The organism is Promineifilum sp. (SeqCode) (assembly GCF_041918635.1).
Lineage (GTDB): Bacteria > Chloroflexota > Anaerolineae > Promineifilales > Promineifilaceae > Promineifilum.
Map to the genome: position 1 here is coordinate 1 of NZ_JAYRVJ010000107.1, position 17,968 is coordinate 17,968.

At 63.7% G+C, this 17,968-nt stretch carries 23 protein-coding genes; 7 read left to right on the forward strand and 16 right to left on the reverse strand.

Going from position 1 to position 17,968, the window contains the following annotated elements; all coding sequences use genetic code 11:
* Window positions 1–304 precede the first annotated feature (304 nt).
* The gene (gene murJ, locus ACE3UY_RS03545) at window positions 305–1,873 is read right to left on the reverse strand and encodes a murein biosynthesis integral membrane protein MurJ (protein ID WP_374686173.1); all 1,569 of its coding nucleotides are present in this window, start codon (window positions 1,871–1,873) and stop codon (window positions 305–307) included.
* Between the two features lie 102 nt (window positions 1,874–1,975).
* Here murJ and ACE3UY_RS03550 point away from each other — a divergent pair, with 102 nt between their 5' ends.
* The gene (locus tag ACE3UY_RS03550) at window positions 1,976–2,497 is read left to right on the forward strand and encodes a hypothetical protein (RefSeq protein WP_374686174.1); all 522 of its coding nucleotides are present in this window, start codon (window positions 1,976–1,978) and stop codon (window positions 2,495–2,497) included.
* 5 nt (window positions 2,498–2,502) lie between these two features.
* Here ACE3UY_RS03550 and ACE3UY_RS03555 read toward each other — a convergent pair whose 3' ends face one another.
* Window positions 2,503–3,333, reverse strand: coding sequence for a hypothetical protein (locus ACE3UY_RS03555; RefSeq protein ID WP_374686175.1), 831 nt, complete (start codon window positions 3,331–3,333; stop codon window positions 2,503–2,505).
* Window positions 3,330–4,220, reverse strand: coding sequence for an ABC transporter ATP-binding protein (locus ACE3UY_RS03560; RefSeq protein WP_374686176.1), 891 nt, complete (start codon window positions 4,218–4,220; stop codon window positions 3,330–3,332). The genes ACE3UY_RS03555 and ACE3UY_RS03560 overlap by 4 nt, the downstream gene beginning before the upstream one ends.
* A gap of 226 nt (window positions 4,221–4,446) precedes the next feature.
* Here ACE3UY_RS03560 and secG point away from each other — a divergent pair, with 226 nt between their 5' ends.
* From secG to tatC, 5 genes are all read left to right on the forward strand, one after another.
* Window positions 4,447–4,698: a preprotein translocase subunit SecG gene (secG, locus tag ACE3UY_RS03565; protein ID WP_374686177.1), complete on the forward strand. Its 252-nt coding sequence runs from the start codon at window positions 4,447–4,449 to the stop codon at window positions 4,696–4,698.
* A gap of 34 nt (window positions 4,699–4,732) precedes the next feature.
* On the forward strand, window positions 4,733–6,409 hold the full coding sequence (locus ACE3UY_RS03570; protein WP_374686179.1) for a peptide ABC transporter substrate-binding protein: 1,677 nt from the start codon (window positions 4,733–4,735) through the stop codon (window positions 6,407–6,409).
* Window positions 6,410–6,543: 134 nt separating this feature from the next.
* Window positions 6,544–6,744, forward strand: a complete 201-nt coding sequence (locus tag ACE3UY_RS03575) for a twin-arginine translocase TatA/TatE family subunit (RefSeq protein ID WP_374686180.1) — start codon at window positions 6,544–6,546, stop codon at window positions 6,742–6,744.
* Window positions 6,745–6,760: 16 nt separating this feature from the next.
* Entirely contained in the window at window positions 6,761–7,300 is a 540-nt protein-coding gene (locus ACE3UY_RS03580) for a hypothetical protein (RefSeq protein WP_374686181.1), read from the forward strand.
* Window positions 7,297–8,097: a twin-arginine translocase subunit TatC gene (gene tatC, locus ACE3UY_RS03585; RefSeq protein ID WP_374686182.1), complete on the forward strand. Its 801-nt coding sequence runs from the start codon at window positions 7,297–7,299 to the stop codon at window positions 8,095–8,097. The genes ACE3UY_RS03580 and tatC overlap by 4 nt, the downstream gene beginning before the upstream one ends.
* Before the next feature lie 24 nt (window positions 8,098–8,121).
* Here the strand turns inward: tatC and ACE3UY_RS03590 are convergent, their stop codons facing one another.
* The 13 genes from ACE3UY_RS03590 to ACE3UY_RS03650 form a co-directional block, all read right to left on the reverse strand.
* Window positions 8,122–8,616 carry a DinB family protein gene (locus ACE3UY_RS03590; RefSeq protein WP_374686183.1) on the reverse strand — a complete coding sequence of 165 codons (495 nt, stop codon included), beginning with the start codon at window positions 8,614–8,616 and terminating at the stop codon, window positions 8,122–8,124.
* 57 nt (window positions 8,617–8,673) lie between these two features.
* Window positions 8,674–9,282, reverse strand: a complete 609-nt coding sequence (locus ACE3UY_RS03595) for a rhomboid family intramembrane serine protease (RefSeq protein ID WP_374686184.1) — start codon at window positions 9,280–9,282, stop codon at window positions 8,674–8,676.
* A gap of 42 nt (window positions 9,283–9,324) precedes the next feature.
* Window positions 9,325–9,657, reverse strand: a complete 333-nt coding sequence (locus ACE3UY_RS03600) for a hypothetical protein (protein WP_374686185.1) — start codon at window positions 9,655–9,657, stop codon at window positions 9,325–9,327.
* Window positions 9,658–9,684: 27 nt separating this feature from the next.
* Entirely contained in the window at window positions 9,685–10,647 is a 963-nt protein-coding gene (locus ACE3UY_RS03605) for an RIO1 family regulatory kinase/ATPase (protein WP_374686186.1), read from the reverse strand.
* 437 nt (window positions 10,648–11,084) lie between these two features.
* Window positions 11,085–11,924 carry a methyltransferase domain-containing protein gene (locus ACE3UY_RS03610; RefSeq protein WP_374686187.1) on the reverse strand — a complete coding sequence of 280 codons (840 nt, stop codon included), beginning with the start codon at window positions 11,922–11,924 and terminating at the stop codon, window positions 11,085–11,087.
* Complete coding sequence (locus ACE3UY_RS03615; protein WP_374686188.1) at window positions 11,921–12,304, reverse strand: hypothetical protein; 384 nt, start codon at window positions 12,302–12,304, stop codon at window positions 11,921–11,923. The genes ACE3UY_RS03610 and ACE3UY_RS03615 overlap by 4 nt, the downstream gene beginning before the upstream one ends.
* Before the next feature lie 24 nt (window positions 12,305–12,328).
* Window positions 12,329–13,309, reverse strand: a complete 981-nt coding sequence (locus ACE3UY_RS03620) for a GNAT family N-acetyltransferase (protein ID WP_374686189.1) — start codon at window positions 13,307–13,309, stop codon at window positions 12,329–12,331.
* 170 nt (window positions 13,310–13,479) lie between these two features.
* Window positions 13,480–14,739 (reverse strand): hypothetical protein, encoded by a 1,260-nt coding sequence (locus ACE3UY_RS03625; protein WP_374686190.1) that lies wholly within the window; start codon window positions 14,737–14,739, stop codon window positions 13,480–13,482.
* A gap of 10 nt (window positions 14,740–14,749) precedes the next feature.
* Window positions 14,750–15,250, reverse strand: a complete 501-nt coding sequence (locus ACE3UY_RS03630) for a hypothetical protein (protein WP_374686191.1) — start codon at window positions 15,248–15,250, stop codon at window positions 14,750–14,752.
* A gap of 15 nt (window positions 15,251–15,265) precedes the next feature.
* Window positions 15,266–15,487, reverse strand: a complete 222-nt coding sequence (locus tag ACE3UY_RS03635; RefSeq protein WP_374686192.1) for a hypothetical protein — start codon at window positions 15,485–15,487, stop codon at window positions 15,266–15,268.
* Window positions 15,488–15,533: 46 nt separating this feature from the next.
* Entirely contained in the window at window positions 15,534–15,917 is a 384-nt protein-coding gene (locus ACE3UY_RS03640; protein ID WP_374686193.1) for a DUF2089 domain-containing protein, read from the reverse strand.
* A 156-nt stretch (window positions 15,918–16,073) separates the two neighbouring features.
* On the reverse strand, window positions 16,074–17,504 hold the full coding sequence (locus ACE3UY_RS03645) for a glycosyltransferase (RefSeq protein ID WP_374686194.1): 1,431 nt from the start codon (window positions 17,502–17,504) through the stop codon (window positions 16,074–16,076).
* A gap of 13 nt (window positions 17,505–17,517) precedes the next feature.
* The gene (locus tag ACE3UY_RS03650) at window positions 17,518–17,715 is read right to left on the reverse strand and encodes a DUF951 domain-containing protein (RefSeq protein WP_374686196.1); all 198 of its coding nucleotides are present in this window, start codon (window positions 17,713–17,715) and stop codon (window positions 17,518–17,520) included.
* A 41-nt stretch (window positions 17,716–17,756) separates the two neighbouring features.
* Here ACE3UY_RS03650 and ACE3UY_RS03655 point away from each other — a divergent pair.
* The coding region (locus ACE3UY_RS03655) for a hypothetical protein (protein WP_374686197.1) at window positions 17,757–17,968 on the forward strand (212 nt) is incomplete at its 3' end.

Genomic DNA, 17,968 nt, shown 5'->3' on the forward strand with positions numbered 1-17,968 from the left:
CGAGCGTTGCCAGGCGGCCGTCGAGCGCGCCGTTACCATTGCCATTGCCGTTGGAACGTGCCATTTTGAGGATACTCCTTCAGATTAGATAAGAGTGGCTTGCTGCACGACGCGCGAAAGCATCCACAGATTTCAGGAATTAAGCGGTCTTTCAAGAGGCAGACCTGTGACGGCGAGCGCGTGCAATGGATGTAATATAGCACAGATGTTCGCGCGCGTCAAGATCGAGTTTATAGAAATGAACAATTGTTCAATTCTGAGTGGCAAGCTTGACTCGTGGACTTTTCAAACTGGCCTAGACGGCTTAATTGGCGGATGATGCGCTTGGAGTTGTCCTGTCTCGGGCGATGGCCCACAGTGCTTGCAGCTCCCGCCCGCCGAGCAGCCACGTGACGGCGACGTAGACGACGCCGCCGACCAACGCGCCAATGACCAGAAAGGGCAGTGTGTCCGTGATGACCTGTCCGACGCCCCAGATGGCCGCGGCCATGATGGTCGCGCCCACCGCCGCCCGCGCAAAGGACAGTTGCAGCGCTCGCCCACCCAGCCCGCCCAGCGCCCGCCGGTTAAGTTCGAACAAAACAGCCGCCAGCAATGTGAACCCCACCGTCGTTGCCAGCGCCAGACCGACGACGCCCAGCCGGCCCACCAGCGCGTAGGACAGGGCTATCGTCAGGGCGAACCAGCCAAGATAGGTCAGCATGGGCACCAGCGTGTTATGGCGGGCATAGAACAGTCGCGCCACCACCTCCAGGGTCGATTCGCTGACGATGCGCACGCTGAAAACGGCCAACACTGCGTAGACTAGTTGTGTCGCCTCGGCGTCAAACGCGCCGCCCTGAAAGAGGGTGACGATGATGGGCCGGCCCAGCAGCACGGTGGCCGCCGCCGCCGGCAGCGTCAGTGTCCAGATGATGCCCAGCGTCCGCCCGGCTGTTCGCCGCAGCCCTTCCAGGTCGTGGGCATTGTAGAGTTCGGCCAGCGTGGGAAAGACAACCAGAGCGATGGCCGTGCCGAAGAGCGTCTGCGGGAATTGCATCAGGCCGTAGCCGTAGAAGTAGCCTGACGTTGCGCCGGCCGGCAACCCCGACGTCAGGCGAATGATGAACAGGTCGGCCAGTTGGATGACGCCCAGCGTGACGATGCGTGGGCCCATCAGCCGGACTACCTCGCCCACGCCGGCCAGTCTGAAGTCCAGCCGCGGCCGGAAGCGCAGGCTGAAGCGAACGAGTGCGGGGGTCTGTATCGCCACGAACAGCAGCCCGCCCACCACCGTTCCCCAGGCCAGTCCGTGGATGCCCCAGCGAGGCACAAAGACGAACAGGCCGACGAAGTAGCCGATGTCGAGCGCGATGGTCGCCAGCGCCGGCAGGGTGAAGTGTTGGTGGGCGTTGAGGACGCTACTGAGTACGCCGCCGATGCCGAAGATGGTTGTCTGGATGAGGATGATGCGCATGATCTGCGCCGTGAGCTGCTGGAGTTCCGGCGCAAAGTCGGGCACGAGCACGTGTTGCGTCAGCCACGGCGCGAAGAGCGCGCCCAGGGCCGAGATGCCGCCCAGCAGCAGGATGACCAGGGTCAGAACGGTGTTCGCCAGCCGGGCGCTGGCGGCGGTCTGGGCCGAGGCGGCGCGGTTGTCTTGGGCGAGATATTGGCTATAGACCGGGATGAAGGCCGCAGCCAGCGAGCCACCGGCGATGACGGTAAAGAACACCTCCGGTAACTGGTTGGCGGCGGTGAAGGCGTCAAACTGCGGGGTCGTCCCGAAGGCTTGGGCCACTAGACGGGCACGCACCAGACCGACCAGCTTGCCTAGAGCGAAAAGGACGATGACGATAACCGACGAGCGCAGGAGGTGACGGGCGCGTTGCATGGGAAGGGATTGTATCGTCCGGCCGCCCGGCGGCAACTGCGCCGGCTACCCGCCACTGGCGCGCCGAGCTATAATCCCCTTCCTATGGCGGACAAATTTCCCATGATCAGTGGAGTGCACTTCGAGCAGAAGCCGGAACGGCTGAAGATCGTACTCCCCCTGAAGCGAAACTGGCCCTTCCTCATCGTTTACACCATCATCGTGATTACCTGGCTGGTGATGATGGTCTGGGGGCTGGTCTTCATCGTTCAGGTGGCCCTTTCCCGCGAACGCTACGGCTTCATATTCATCCTCATGCTGTTGGTCGGACTGCTGATCATGTGGCGCTTCGGCCGATTCCTGTGGCGGCAGTGGTCTAACTACGCCAGCGACCGGGAGATCCTTTTCATCAACCCGGAGGTGCTGATCGTTCGCCGGCCCGTGTCCATCTGGGGCAACACCGACGCCTACGACATGAAACACGTCCGGCCATTCTATGAGAGCGCGAAACCACCGGCCCTGGCCTTCGACTATGGCTCGCACCACGTCTACACCGGCGAGGCGCTGACGCCTGAGGCGCGGGAGTCGCTGCGGCAATTCCTGAACGCCCAGTACTTCCCCGACCACGACGAGGACGACGAATAGCTGCGTTACTCGATGAACTCCAGGTCCTTGCCGGCGAAGAACAGGGCCGCGGTGAGGAAGAGGATAGCGCTGTAGAGCATCAGCACGGCCGGGGCCAGCGCCTGCGAGGTCGTGAAGCCGCCGGCAAAGACGGCGTCACTCATTGCCCGGAACGGCCAGAAGACCAGGCTAGAGACGCGCGACAGGGATACTAACATCCCCCCGCCCGACCAGCCCGCCGCCTCCGACGCCAGATCGGCTAACCCGGTGAAGTTGAGCCGGTAGAATACGTCGGACAGGCTGATCATCCGCTCGGCCAGCCAGGAATCCGGGCTGGCGGCGACGCCATTCAGCAGAAGCAGGACGGCCAGCAGACCGAAGATGATCACCCGCGACCAACCGGCCGTGACCAGGTCAGAAGCGTGCAGGGCCAGGATGCCGGCCAGGATGTTGACCGAAAGCCACAGGGGTGGGATGGCCAGCAGGTGAGCCTTGGTCAGTTCCGGCCCGCGAATGAGCGCCAGACCGGCCACCAACACTTGCAACACCAGCCCGATGATCAGCGAACTGAGAAAGACCGCCGCCAGATATTCCACCCGGCTGGGCAGCCGGACGAGCAGAGGGTAGTTCTCCATGCGTCCGGCCCGCGCCGAGATGGATAGAGCGGCCATAAATGTTGCCGCCGCGCCGAGCGCCCCGACCAGGATGACGTAGTTCTCCACGTCCGGCGTGCCTTGCCCGGGCGGGAAGAGCACGGCCCAGTAGATGAGGCTCAGGATCAGCAGAATCAGTCCAGTCAGCGAGAAAAACAGGCTCTTGGCGAAATAGGCCGTCAGGATACCGATGCGTTGCATCATTGGACTGCCTCCGCATAGATCTCGGCCAGAGTGACGCGGCGTTGCTCCACTCTGATGATGTCGTACCCCTGGTTGATGAGCACCGACAGGATTTGGCGGCGCATGGCGATGGCCTCATTGCGCAACACGACTTCCTGACCTTCTACGCCCACGTCAGCATGGATGAGTGTCAGCAGGGGGCGCGCGTCGTCGAGCGGCCGATCGACGTGGATGGCGACGTAGGGGCGCAAGGTCAGCGCTTCGGCCATTGGGTTTTGGTAGAGCACCTGCCCGTCTTTCAGGATGACCAGATAGGTACAGACGCGCGTGACCTCGGCCAACTGGTGGGTGGACATGAGGATGGTCTTGCCCGCCGCCCGCAGTTCCTCGATGTAGGTCTGCATCTCTTCCTGGCCTTCCGGGTCGAGGCCGCTCGACGGCTCGTCGAGCAGCAGCAGGGCGGGGTTGCCGATGAGCGCCTGGGCCAGTCCGAGGCGCTGGCGCATGCCCTTGGAGAGCGTCTTGATCTGCTTCCCGGCCGCCGGCAGCAGATTGACCCGCGCCAGGCTCTCCAGCACGGCATTGTCAACGTGAGTTCGGTCGATATTGCACAGCCCGGCAATCATTTCGAGGTATTGGCTGACGCCCAGGTTGCCGGGGAAGACGAGCCGCTCCGGCTTGTAGCCCATCGTAGGCCAGCCGTCATTGGCCGCCACCGCGGCTGGCGTGGCGCGTAACTCGCCGCTCGTCGGCGTGATAAGGCCAGCGATGAGCTTGATGAGCGTCGTCTTGCCCGCGCCGTTGGGGCCGAGCAGGCCCAGTACCTCGCCCGGCGGGATGGTCAGGCTGACGTCGCGCAGCGCGGTCAGGCCATAGTATTTCTTAGTGACTTGCTTAAACTCGATCACAGGCTGGTCCAATAAGGGATACTGCCGCAAGCGGCGCGGCATCTGAGTGTACCACAGCCGCCAGAGGCCACAAATGCAACCCGCTTGCCAACGTGGGCGCACTTGGTGGGACAAGATGAGGTTTTGCGGCAGGACTAGACGGCAACCGCCTGGCCCGCTATAATTCCTCGTTCGGAAGCAAGAAACCCGGTTCGGCCGGTATGCGACTGAGGAATAACGTAACACCATGAATCTGCAACCGTGGGCTCCTTACCTGAGCATTATTGTGATCATTCTGGCCGCCGCGCTGACGGCGCTGGTTCTCATCCAGTCCAAGGGACAGGACTTGGGCGGTTTTCTGGGCGGCGGTGGTGAGAGCGGCGCTTTTCGCACCCGTCGTGGCATCGAGGTGGTTCTGCATCGCCTGACCATTGGCATCGCCGTCCTCTTCTTCATCAGCGTCCTGCTGAGCTTCCTGGCCTGGGGGCAGGTTAGCTAGAGGCTGACGCGCGCCCTGACCTCTCTCCGCTGGCATGAAACCTGATATTCGCTGGCAAGCGTTGCTGGCGCTGGTCGGGCTGGCTCTGGTACTGATGTTGTTGTCATACCAGGTCCAGTCAGCGGCGCTCTGCACGGCCACCGTCCCGGCTGCCGGCGGCACGTTCGTCGAGGGCATCGTCGGCCGCCCGGCCACGCTCAACCCGCTGTTCAGCGACGCCTACCCGGTTGACCGCGAACTGGGCAACCTCATCTACGATGGGCTGGTGCGCTACGATGAAGCGGGCCAGGTTGTGCCCGCGTTGGCCGAGGCGTGGAGCTACAGCGAAGACGGGCTGACGCTGAGCTTCACCTTACGCGAGGGAGTGACGTGGCACGACGGCCAGCCGGTCACCGCGCGGGACGTGGCCTTCACCTACGGGCTGATCCAGGATGAGGCTTTCCCCGGCCCCGACCACTTGCAGACACTCTGGCAGTCGGTGACCATCACGACCGTCGACGAGCGCCAAATCCAGTTCACCCTGACCCAGCCCTATGTGCCCTTCATTGAGGCGACGACACGCGGCATCCTGCCCGCCCACTTGCTGGAAGATGTCCCCGTGGCCGACCTGGCAACGGCTGCCTTCAACGCCGCCCCTGTGGGAACCGGGCCGTTCATGGTTCAGCCGGGTCAGGATTGGCAACGCACCGGCCGGCTGAGATTGACCCCCAACCCGGCCTATTGGCGGCAAGGCGTGCAGTTGAGCGACCTGGAGTTTCGCTTCTTCTCTAACGCCGATGACTTGCTGGCCGCCTTTCGCGCCGGAGAGGTTCACGGGGCCAACGGGCTGCCCCCGACACTGACGCCCCAGGTGGCGGCCGAGACGGGGACGCGCCTGTTCACCTCCATCGCCCCCCGCTACTCCACCCTGCTATTCAACGTTGGCAACAACGGCGCGGCGGCATTGAAAACTAAAGAAGTGCGCCAGGCGTTGGCCTATGGGCTGAACCGGACAGCGTTGGTGGATGGCGTGCTGGCCGGGCAGGGCATCGAGTTCGAGGGGCCTTACCTGCTGGGCACGTGGATGGCCCGCCCCGATCTGCTGACGGCCTACACCTACCAACCGGAAACGACCGCCGCGCTGCTGGACACGGCCGGCTGGGTCATGGGTGACGGCGGCCGGGCGCGCGAGGGCGCGCCGCTGGCGTTGCGGCTGGTGGCGCTCGACCGGCCGGAGCAGCGGGCCGTGGCCGAGGATGTGGCCCGGCAGTGGGCTGCCGCCGGCATCAACGCGCAACTCTCGCTGCTGCCCGACGTAGACGCGCTGCGGCAGACGCTCGTGGCCCGCGCCTACGACGTGGCTCTGGTAGAGATCACGCCGCCGGGCGACCCCGACCTGTACGACTTCTGGAGTCAGGAGGCGATGGTGCGCGGCCAGAACTTTGCCGACTGGAATAACCGCCGGGCCAGCGAAGCGCTGGAGGCCGGCCGGCAGGTTTTGTCCCAGAACGAGCGCGCCCCGCACTATGAGGCGTTCCTGCGTCAATTCGACGCCGACCTGCCCGCGTTGACGCTCTACCAGCACGTGGCCGCCTACGCCCTGCGCGAAGAGGTTCAGGGGGTGGAGATCGGCCGCGTCTGGCAGCCGCGCGACCGCTACCATACGCTGCCGGCGTGGTTCCTCAATTACCGCGAGGTGACTGTGAGTTGCGGGGCAGAGTCAGCCGGCTGAGCAGCGCACCGGCGCGTCCATCTCTTTCATGCTCCCCATTAACCTTTGCCATCGTTGCCGCCAGGATGGGGCGTTTTCTGGTATAATCTGTTGTCGGATGTGCTGAGGGAGATTCAGCGCGAGGAGCAAATGCAATGGGTGGTACATTTGGTTGGCCGGAACTGCTAATCGTGTTGGCGCTGGTTTTGATCGTTTTCGGCGTCGGCCGCATTGCCCGCGTAGGCGGCGAGTTGGGCAAGGGCGTATCTGCCTTCCGCGAGGGGCTGAAAGATAGTCAGGACGCGGACGAGAAAGAGGCCGACAAAGCCGATACCTTCACCGAGCCAAAAGCTTAAGAACTTCCCACCTACAATGGATAACATTTTCGGCATCGGTCTGCCGGAATTCATCCTCATTGTGGTGATCGCCGGCATGGTGATGGGGCCAGAGCGCATCGTCCGCGCCGCGCGGACGCTTGGCCGGCTCACGGCGCGCCTGCAGGTCGTCTCGCGTGGCTTCTTGCGCCAGCTCAACGCCGAACTTGATTCGGTTGACCAGGGCGGCCAGTTGCGCGATACGGTCGAAGAGTTGCAACTGTTGCGCCGGCAGGTGGCCGAGTTGCGCGACGAGGTGTTCACCCTGGCGAGCGGCACGGCGCAGGAGACGCGGCAACTTGTGCGCGATACCAAGCGCGAGGCGCCGAACTCCATCATGCCGCCCAGCCTCTCCGCGGCGCTGAGTAAGCCGGAACTGCCCGCGGGGGCCACGCCCATCCATCGTCCACCGTCCCTCCTGGCGACCCCAGGCGCGCCTGCCGCTTCCAATGGACAGGTTGCCGCCCCCCCCGCCACGCCGCCCGCGTTGGCGAAGCTACCCCGGCGCGTAAGCGTCGCCGAAGACCCTGACGAATGACCCGGCCCACGTTGCCCAATCCGGTTGCCGATGGAGAGGGGCCTGTTCTGAGTATCTTCGGCCACCTCAACGAACTGCGCATTCACCTGACCCGCGCCGCCATCGCGCTGCTTGTCACGACAGCGTTCAGCTTTCTGTTCGCCAAACGCCTCTTGCTCTTCCTGATACAGCCTTACGTGAACAGCGTGCCCGACGCCGTCGCCGCCCTGCAGACGTTGCGGCCGACCGAGGGCATTGAAACCTACTTTCGCGTCTCGCTGTTGTCCGGCGTGGTGCTGGCCATGCCCATCATCCTGTTTGAGTTCTGGCGTTTCATCCAGCCCGCGTTGCACCGACATGAGCGGCGCTACATCTACATATTCATACCGGCCGGGCTCTTTCTATTTGGCCTAGGGCTGGCCTTCTCCTGGTTCATCCTCGCGCCGGCGGGTGTCTTTTTCCTGGCCAACTTCATGCCCGACATCTTCCGCGCCGAGTGGACAGGGCAGGAGTACATCAGCTTTGTCACGCGCCTGCTGCTGTGGATCGGCCTCAGCTTCCAGATGCCGATCATTATCTATTTTGTGGCCCGCGTGGGATTGGTGACGGCATCAACGTTGCGCAGCCAGTGGCGGGTAGCCATCGTGGGTATTGCCGTCCTGGCCGCCGTCATCACACCGTCGATCGACCCGGTGACGATGCTGTTGACAATGGGCCCGTTATTGATCCTCTACATCCTCAGCATCGGCTTGGCCGCCATCGGCCAGCGGCAGTACGAGCGTTCCATGGCCCTGCTGGACAGCCGGCCAGCCGTCTAGCTTTAGCAGGTCGTCCAGGCGCTGTCACGTCGCGGCGCGCATTACGGCGGCGATACGCCCGATCTGCTTGATGTGGGGCCGTTCGTGGGTAGCCATCCACTGCGCATAAGCATGCACCGTTCGTACCAACGGCTTTCCCGCCCCGGTGATCATCGCCGCCCGCGCCCATACGTCCAGCGCCAATGATTCTAGCATCGCCAGCAGTTCGGCGCGTTGCGCGGCGTAGGCCCGCAAAGAGGGTTGAAACTCCCGATCGAGATAGTCCGTCTTGACGATCCAGGTGCGGGGATTAACGGCCCGTAGGGTCGGCGCGCCCTGGCTGATCCGCAGCATGCACTCGCCCCACACGTCGGCGCAAGCGCGCAAGTGAGCCAGCGCCTCATTGGCCGACCACTCCCCGGGGGCGGGCGCGGCGCGCAATTGCTCCGGCGTCAGGTCGTCGGTGAGCGCGGCGATGCGCGACGGCGCTTCCGCCAGCATGGTCAGAATTTGCTCGATAGGGAGCGGTCTTTCGGGCACGACCTATTTCCTTGCGCGCGGAGGCGCCTGTGTTCGACTAGACCTGGCGGCTAACAGCTACGGCGGTGTGGCATTGTAGGCCCTGCGCGGACTGACGTAGTAGGCCGCCAAGCCGCCGCCCACCAGTCCGAAGAAGTGCCCCTGCCAGGAGATGCCGCCGCCCTGGGGCAGAATACCGCTTAGCAGCCCCCCGTAGAGCACAATCACCAATAGCGCCAGGAACACGGCCCCAAAGCTGCGTTCGTACCACGCGCTGACCAGCAGGAAGGCGAAATAGCCGAAGATCAGCGCGCTGGCCCCGATGTGGACGGTGTGCGCCGGGCCGACCAGCCAGATACCCAGGCCGCTGAAGAGGGCGATGATGACTGAGATGCTCAGGAAGTACCGGCTGTAGCGCAGCATCACCATGAAACCCAGGATGAGAAAGGGGATAGTGTTGGCTATCAAGTGATTGAAGCTGCCGTGGAGGAATGGCGCGAACAGGATGCCGCGCAACCCGGATACCTGGCGCGGAATGATGCCCAACCCGTCGAGCGCGCCGCGAAGCAATAACCAATCGACGATCTCGACGAACCAGAGCAAGGCCACGAAAATCAGCAGCGGCCGCAGCAGGCGTTTCGCCTCGTTGCCATAGACCTGTAGAGTAGATGATGATTGCGTGTCCATAACACGCATTACGCGCCGCGCGCTGCAAAGTCGCGCCGCCGCTCACGATTCATCGATCCCCAGACACCAGCCGATGAGCCGCCGCACGAAATCGGCTGTGGGGTAAGGTTTGCTGTCGTGCTTCCAGCGCGGAACCTGCACCTGCCGCGCGCCCGGCTGGCGCGGGAACTCCGGCCCCTCCACCAGCAATAACGCCGACGGATCGCCGGGCTGCGGCAGGCGGTAGTGGACGATGAGCTGCTTGTTGCTGGAGATGATGTGCAGGTAGCGGGCCGGACCGGCCGGCTGCACGAAGCCCTGCTCCGGCACGACCGGCCGGTCGCTCTCCTGCACCTGCCAGAAGTACTGCCGCCCGCGCACGTTGACCTTGCGCATGCCTTTGCTGCTGACTGCCATAATGATTCAAGGCAGGCTGCCCATGTAGGGCAGCCACAGATCGCGGGCCAGGTGCGCTGGGTCTGATCGCACCTTGTGCCGCGCGAAGTAGGCGCAGACGCGCGTCACGTCCCGTTCGAGCAGTTCATAGGCGTGCGGGTTGATGCGCGCGTTGACCATCTGTGGGAAGTCGATGATCACCGCCGTTCCTTCCCAATACAGGATGTTGTAGGGCGAGAGGTCGCCGTGTATCAGGTGGTGCTGGAGCATCAGCTTCACGTTGTCGATAATCAGCGAGAACAGATCGGCCGCTTCGCCCGGTTCGGGCGACGCGTCGATGAGCGCCGGCGCGGGCGACTGCTCATCGCCGATGTAGTCCATCAGGATGGTGTTGCCGTTGTGGGCGATGGGGCGGGGGACGGCCGCGCCAGCCTCGAACAACGTCTTCTGCGTGCTGAACTCATTGCCGATCCACCAGACCATGTCCAGGTGCTTGCCGAACGTCGTCTTCTGGGCCAGCGCCAGCTTCTCGCGGCGGCCCTTCATCAGCTTGCCATCCTCGCCGCGCAGTTGCCGTCCCGCCTTGTAGACGGCGTCGTTCTTCAGCGTGCGCATCATCCGCGGCCGGTAAAGCTTGGCGGCGATTAGCTCAACGCCCGCCGCCGGGTGGGCCGTGCAGCGGTAGACGTTGGCCTCCTTGCCCCCCTTCACGCGGTGGGTCACGTCGGTGATGACGTTGTCCTGGTAAAAGGAGGCCAGAGAGTCGATGACCCACTGCCGTTCGTGGTGCTGGGGGTCCAGCGGCTTGACGTAGCTGGGAACCCAGTCGGCCGCATCGTCGCTGAAGTCCGTCAACTCCGCGCGGACCGCGGCGGGCTTCTTCTTGATCCTGTTGGTGTTGACCTTATGCGCCGTCTTGAGCTTCACGTCCTGGCGGCTATAGGTGTCGTCGAAATCAGCGTACTTTTCGTAAGCGTCGTACTTATCCATGGCGAGATGTCGAACTCAAAACAATCGAAAACAAACCATGATGGGCCGCTCCTGGGATGAGGAGGCCAGCCAGAGACATGGCGCTGCGCGACGCCCATGAGGGAACGCCGGCCAGAAGCCGCCCGCGGCCGCTCATTCGATTGTCGTTCGATCTCGGAGGAGATTAGCGGGGGAGCGCGGACGTGCCCGTGCAGCGCCGGATCATCGGTTGTTCAATGACATTTAGTTTGGCTTGCATCATGCACCTCCGCGGTAGATTTAGCCCGTAGGCCAAGAGCAGTCTAGCACAGGAGTTGGGGGCTCGTCAAGAGGCAGTTGCCGTAGTGTTCGTAGTCAGGCAATTCATTGCCGTTCCGTGCAGGTGTGCCCCACTTTCTGAAGTGGGTTACACATGGGTTGCAGCTATATGGCAGGAAGAACGGCAATAAATTGCCTGACTACAAACCTGACCGGCGGCGGGCCAGGAACACGCCGGTCTGCTTGGTGACGTGGAGCGGTCCGTCAGCCGCCAGGCACTCGGTCAGCCGGTCGAGCGCCTCGAGCCGCATGGCCGGGGTGATGGCCGTCTCGGCCCCAGGCATCGAGAGCATGTAGTCGAGCAGCGGCTCCGCTTCGGTGGCCTCCAGCCAACTGTCATACAGGTCACAGCGCACATCCTCAAACCAGGGGGCCAATCGTTCCGCGCCGTTCTCTAGGCGAAAGATATGGGTGATGGCCCGGGCCGGGTTGGCGAGGTAGTGGTCGAGGTGGGGGAAGAGCGCTTGGCCGAGTTCGTGCAGCTCGCGCATGTGATCGGCGCCATTGGTCGCCGCGACCAGCCGGCCGCCGGGGCGCAACACCCGATGGATCTCGCTTAGCGCCGTGTCCAGATTAGGGACGTGGTAAAGCATGTGGTTGGCGACGACGAGGTCGAAGGAGGCATCCTCGAACGGCAAAGACTGGACGTTTGCCTGCCGGAAGGTAAAGCGGTCGGGTTGGCTTGCCAGACGCTCCTGGGCCTCCGCCAGCATCCCATCAGAGATATCTACCAGTGTCACGCGGCAACCGGCAGGCAGCCGGTGGAGATTCTCCACCCACAGCCAGCCCGGCCCGCAGCCGCATTCCAGCGCCGCCTCGCCTATGCCCAGCGCCAGCCGGTCGAAGACCCATGCTTGCCACGGCGCGGGGTTGTGGCTGAAGCGCTCGTGCAGCGCGGCGCGGGCGGCCAGATTGCGCGCCGTGGCGTACTGCTCCCGGCGCAAATAGTCGGTGTCCTGGTTCCGCGCCACGCCGCTCATTCAACAAAAATCTCGACCCGCTCACCGTCCTCTTCGTCGGTAATATCCATGATCTTGCCGAGCTGCCCGCTGCGGACAGCCTCCATGATGCTGTCCAACTGCTTGCCCTCGATCTCCGGGGCAAAGCGCGCCCCCATCTTGATGCCCACGTTGACCAATCCCATTGGGATGTTGACGTTGACCTTGTTGCGTCCGCTCTGCACGTCGGTGACGCGCACGCGGAACCAGCGCGGGGCGCTGCTGCCCTTCATCGGCTCCATCGGTTGGTTGCGCTCCCCCTTGGTGTCCAGGGCGCGCAGTAGTTCGGCGCCTTCGGCGGCGCTGATCTTGCCCTCTTCGATCATCTTGAGAATTTGCAGGCGTTCCTCTGTCGTTGCCATGGCCTGATTCCTTTACCTTGCCCACTACCGCGATAAGTCCAGCCGCATGTGGGTCAATGTCCGCTGGACGTTGAAATTTGCTTCCTTTAACAACTGGTTCATCGTCTCGTCGTCGTCGGGATGGTCAATGCGCACGTTGCCGCGCGGCAAATAGTGCAGCCGGCGCACAACCTTGGCCAGCAGTGGCCTCTCCAGCCGGCCGGCCCAATCCGGCCGTACCCGCAGCGCGACGTGATGACTGTGGCCCCACTGGCTGGCAATGCTCGCCAGCCCGCTCAGCCGCCCCCGCTCGTCGGCCGTGATCCAGCTCTCCGCCTGCCGGCCGCTCATGAAGTCGCCGAACCGCTGCCATAGCGTCCGCCGGTAGGCGTCCGGGCGCAGCGGCTCCGGCCAGTTGAGATCGGGCGGCAACGCGGCTACGTCCAGGTCGTATGCTTCGCGCCAGCGGTGGCCGGGCAGGGCCAGGATGGGCGGCACGCGCTCGTCTCCCGCGGCGGGCGCGACGTGGCGCAGCCGCGAGACCGGCGCAGACCAAGAGGTCATATGACCGAGGCTGACGTACCCCAGCGACTGATAGAGGTCAATGGCCGACGTATTGTCCTTGACCACCTGGAGCAGGATAACCCGCCCGCCGCGCGTCCGCACCGCTGAGGCCGCCGCGCCCATCATCGCCCGAGCGATGCCCCGCCGCCGGTAAGTCGGGTGCACCGCCACGTTGGCGACCAGATAGCGATCCCAGATTTTGCTGGTCAGAAGTGTCACGTTGCCTACGATGCGGCCGTCCGCCTGCCAGACGAAGCCATTGGTCAGCCGGGTGGTTGCCGGACTTAAGCGATAGATTACCTCGGTCACCGGACTAGGCCCGCCCAACAACTGCTGGTCGTCGATGTCCAGCGCATCGCCGAACACCATACGCAACAACTCGACAATCTGGGGCACGTCACGTCCCATGTCTACCGGGCGCAATCCCTCGCCCGGCCGGGTTGCGGGAACTGTTATGACCATTCCATCGCTCTAGGCTCGCACCGTATCAACGTATAGCTAGGAGCAGCAATGCGTACAGAACCTCGGCGGATACGCTTCTAAATCTGCGTAATCTGCGTAATCTGCGGATGCTTGCTTCTTCTCCCGTCGCTATTGTAATCGGGTGCGAGCCTTGAGCCAATGGGCAATGGCTAACTTCCCAGCGCCTCCAGCAACATATTCGCCTCTTCGGGCGTGATCTTGCCGGTTTCGACCATCTTGAGAATCTTCAACTGCTCCTCCATAGAGGCCGGCTTGGGCGGAGCGGGTGGGGCGGTGAAGTCGAAGACGCCAGCGCGCCCACGCGCGTCCCCGCTCCGCCGGCGGGCGCGTTCCGCGGCGCGCTCGGCGCGTTCGGCCGCTTTCTCCGCCTTGCGGGCCACCTGCTCGGCGATCCGCTGGCCGAAGTTCGCCCCGAACTTGGCCCCGAGGTCTTGGGTAACGCGGGCGATGTGCTGGTTTACCTCAGCTTCCACTCGCGCGCCGATGTTGCCCATGGCCATGGGGCCCATGTCTATCTCGAAGTCGAACCCCGCTTCCGCGCCGCCGAAATCGCCCCACTTCTCGTCCACCATTTCCACCTCCCGCAGCACTACCCGGCCGCCGGCATTGATCATCAGATGGGTTTCGCCCTGTCCCAGGCGTCCCACCAGGCTGCCGCCATTCTTGGCGACGGCGTCTTCCAATGGCAGCCGGTTATCGATACGCGCCCCGGTCGCGGTCACATTCAGCGGCGCGCCGGCCGGCCAGCGGACGACGACGTCGCCCTGAGCTTGCAGCGAGTGATCGCCCTGGCCCAGACGGCCGCGCAGCCGGATATCGCCGTGAACGTCGGTCACGGTCACGATGCCGTTGACGTTGGTCAGGTTCACGTCGCGGTGGCCGCAGGAGAGGACGACGTCGCCATCGACGTGGCGCAGGTCGGCGTCGCCGGAGACCTCGCCAACCGTCAGCGCGCCGCTCAGATGCCGGGCGACCAGATCGCTGTGGACCGTGCCCAGCGTCACCGCGGCGGCGTTGCGCACTTGCGCGTCGCCATGTGTTTGGTCAACCGCCAGAGAGCCGCGCAGGTGGCGGGCGCTGACATCGCCGTTCACGACGCCAAGTTCCACCTGACCCAGGTCGGTGAGCGCCACGTCGCCGTGCACCTGATCGACGTGGCAGAAGCCGGCGACGTGCTTGACGACGAGGTCGCCGCCGACATCTCCGATCGTCAGGATGGCGTCGGCCGGCGCGATCAGCGTCAGCCCGCCGTGCCCGGTTAGGTGATACCCCTTGTCGCTCTCCGTCACCTCGAACTCGCCCTTGACCTGCAGTGCAGGCTCCGGCCGGCCGCGGATGACCAGGTCGCCATCGCAGCTGTCGAGGAAGATGTGGGGGGCCTTGCCCGTGGGAATGTGTTCTTTGCTCATCGCTGCTCCACTACTCCAGATAGATCTGCACGCGCTCGTTGTCCTCTTCGTCTTCCACGTCGACGAGGACGCCCTGTTGCTCCGCTTGCAGCGCCGCCCACAACTGTTCCGGATCCACGGGGCCGAAGTCGCCCACGTCGGCCCCGAAGCGCCGGGCCATGCCCAGCCCGAAGCTGACCAGACCTAGCGGCAGCGCCACACTGACCCGGCGGCGGCCGGTGGACATGTCCTCGACGCGAATCTTGAGCCAGCGCGCCTTCTGGCCGTCGCTCGTCGCCGGCGACACGATCTCGCTCTTGACCGGCTTGGATGCATACACGTCCTGGGTCTCGCTGACCTTAATCTCTTCGATGGACAGATCATCGGCCTCGACGCTCTTCAGCGCCGCTATCGGGTCTGGCAATCCCGCCTCTTGGGCTTTCCCCTGGTCGAGCAGAGCCATCGCCTCTTTGGCCGTGATCTGGCCCTGGGCCAACATCTCCAGAATCTCTGTTCTTTCACTCGGGTTCATCTCGCTGCACCTCCATTAGGCCGCCGGCTCAATCGGCCGGGGGAAATCCAGGTGGCGGCGCGCCTTCAACGCGCCGCCGGCATCAATTAACTGATCGCCGGCCCATATCCTCAAACGCTTGTGCCAGCGGTTGCGCGCCGTGGGTCGAGCGGCGCGCGCCTGCTCTTCTATCCGCTGCTGGTGGCGCTCGGCCACAAACGATAGCATGAACTCTCCCTGGGTTGCTGGGTCCATCATAACCGCCTCTAGATTGGGTGTAGCCTGGGTAAAAGGCTGCGCCGCGCTACTCAGAATCGCCGCGTAGCAACTGAAGCGCTTCCTCGGCCGATAGCTTGCCGGCCTGTAACTCGCTGAGGATGTCGCGCCGAACCTCTTCCGGCACGTTGCGCGATGGCGGTTCGCCCACTTCGTAGCCGAGGGCGCGAATCACGTCGTTGAGACGCGCGCGGACAGCCGGGTAGGAAAGGCCAATCTCCTGCTCGACGCGGTTGATCTTGCCCTCGCAACGGAGAAAGATCTCCACGAATTCCAGTTGCTCGGCGCTGAGCTGGTAGAGCCGGCCGAGCGTGAAGTGACCGTTGATCGACGTGTCGCAGTTGCGGCATTGCAACTGGGTGACGTGCAACGTGTGGCGACAGATGGGACATTGGCCGATGACGGGGTTCACAAGTGTAAGCCTCTAATCAATAATCTTATCGAGACGACGGCAAGTTACTACCGCGATCTGTCATCATCTTACAGCAGGTCGTTAGAAATGTCAATAGATAGATTGAGATATTTTATATCGATGTTGATATTCATGATATTGACCGAAAAGGATCGGCTACTTGGTTGGGCAGGTTGATCGAAAGGTCTCCTGCAAGCCGAGCAGGGCGACGTACCCCAGGCCCAACATACTGGTGAACAGCAGGACAGCGGGGCCGCTGTCGCCACGGCTGAGGGCCAGCGCCAGCGTCACGGCCGAATAGCCCGCCAGGCCCAGTTCCACCAGGAGCAAGCGATCGAATCGCATCCGGTAGCTGCCCCCCAGACCCTTGGGGGTGCGCGAGAAGGTAAACTCACGGCCGGACAGACCGCGCAAGATGCCGCCGGCATTGCTGGGCGCGGTGCCGATGGCGACGAGCAGCAAGACGGGCAGGTCGACAATCCGGCCGGCCCAGTTGGCGCGAAGCGCCTGTTGCGCCAGGACGAACAAGATCGGCTGGCCAAGCCCCAACACGGTGAACACAAGCAGCCAACCCGGCAGCCGGTAGCCGTTCAATATCAGTGGCAATTGGACCAGCAGCAGGGCCAGCAGTAATAAGTGGGTGGTATAGGCCGACATGGTCAGCAGCGCATAGAGGCGCGCCAGCAGCGAGTGCTCGCGCGCCCGCCAGATGGGGCCGGCGTATTTGGTCAGGCATTGCGTGGCCCCCATCGCCCAGCGCGCCTGTTGGCTCTTGTAGGCCAGAATCGTGGTCGGCAACTCGGCCGGGGCGACCACGTCGCTGGCGTAGTGGAAGCGCCAACCGGACAACACGGCTCGGGTGCTGAGGCACAAATCCTCGCACGCGGTGTCGGCTTGCCACCCGCCGGCGTCGGCGATACAGGCGCGTCGCCAGACCCCGGCCGAGCCGTTGAACTTGGGGAAGCAGCCGGCGCGATGCCGAACCAGTTGCTCAATGGCGAAGTGCTTGTCCAGGGCTATGGCCTGCGCCCCAGTCAGCGCTGAGTCGGCCTCGTTCAGATGTCCCCACCGCGCCTGAACCATGCCCAGCCGCTCATCCTGAGCGAAGAAAGGGATTGTTTGCCGCAGAAAGTCCGGTTCGGGCACGAAATCGGCGTCGAAGATGGCGATGAATTCGCCGCGCGCCCTATCGCACGCCTCGGCCAGTGCGCCCGCCTTGAAGCCGCGGCGGTGCTCGCGGTGGAGCAGCGCAATATCCAGCCCCTTGGCTCGCCACTGGGCCACGCACAGCGCGGCCAGGTCGGTTGTGTCGTCGGTTGAGTCATCGAGTATCTGCACCTGGAGGCGGTCACGCGGGTAATCCAGCCCGGCCGCGGCCGAGATGAGCCGCTGCACGACGTCGCGCTCGTTGAAGAGCGGCAACTGAACGGTAACGCAGGGCAGCGCGCTCTCAGGCACGACCGGCAGCGGCCGGCGCTCATGGCGATGGCGCAGGTAGAGCGCCAGTGTCAGGAAGCCGAGAAGCCCATACAGCGCCAGGCCGGCGACGCTGGCGACGTGAATGGCGGCCAAGAAGGTTGTGACCACGATCGGGAAGCGCCTATTCGCCTTTCGCGACGGTGACGATGGTCTTGAGTTGCTTGTTGAATTCACCCCGCTGGAGGAGCACCCGCCGCCGGCAGCCCTGACACACCAAACCGATGTCGGCCCCCAGCCGAACGACCTCCCACTCAAAACTGCCGCACGGATGCTTTTTACGGAGGCGCACGATGTCGCCCAGGTGAACTTCGATGTACATGGGCCATATTATATACCACCCGGCGAGAAGGGGGGGAGCGCGTGGACAGCGCACGTAGCCACCAATCATATTCGCATAGTAATAAAGGCAAAACCATCCCTGCATCCTGCCCCAAGAACAAAGTGCCCGCGCAACCCAGAAATTCACATATATGCCTGTTGGCAAACGCCGCCGAATGCCCCATAATGAAGCGCATGGACGAATGGCTCTTTCGTGATGAGCTTGAGTTGGCGGCGATTAACGTGCCGCGCGC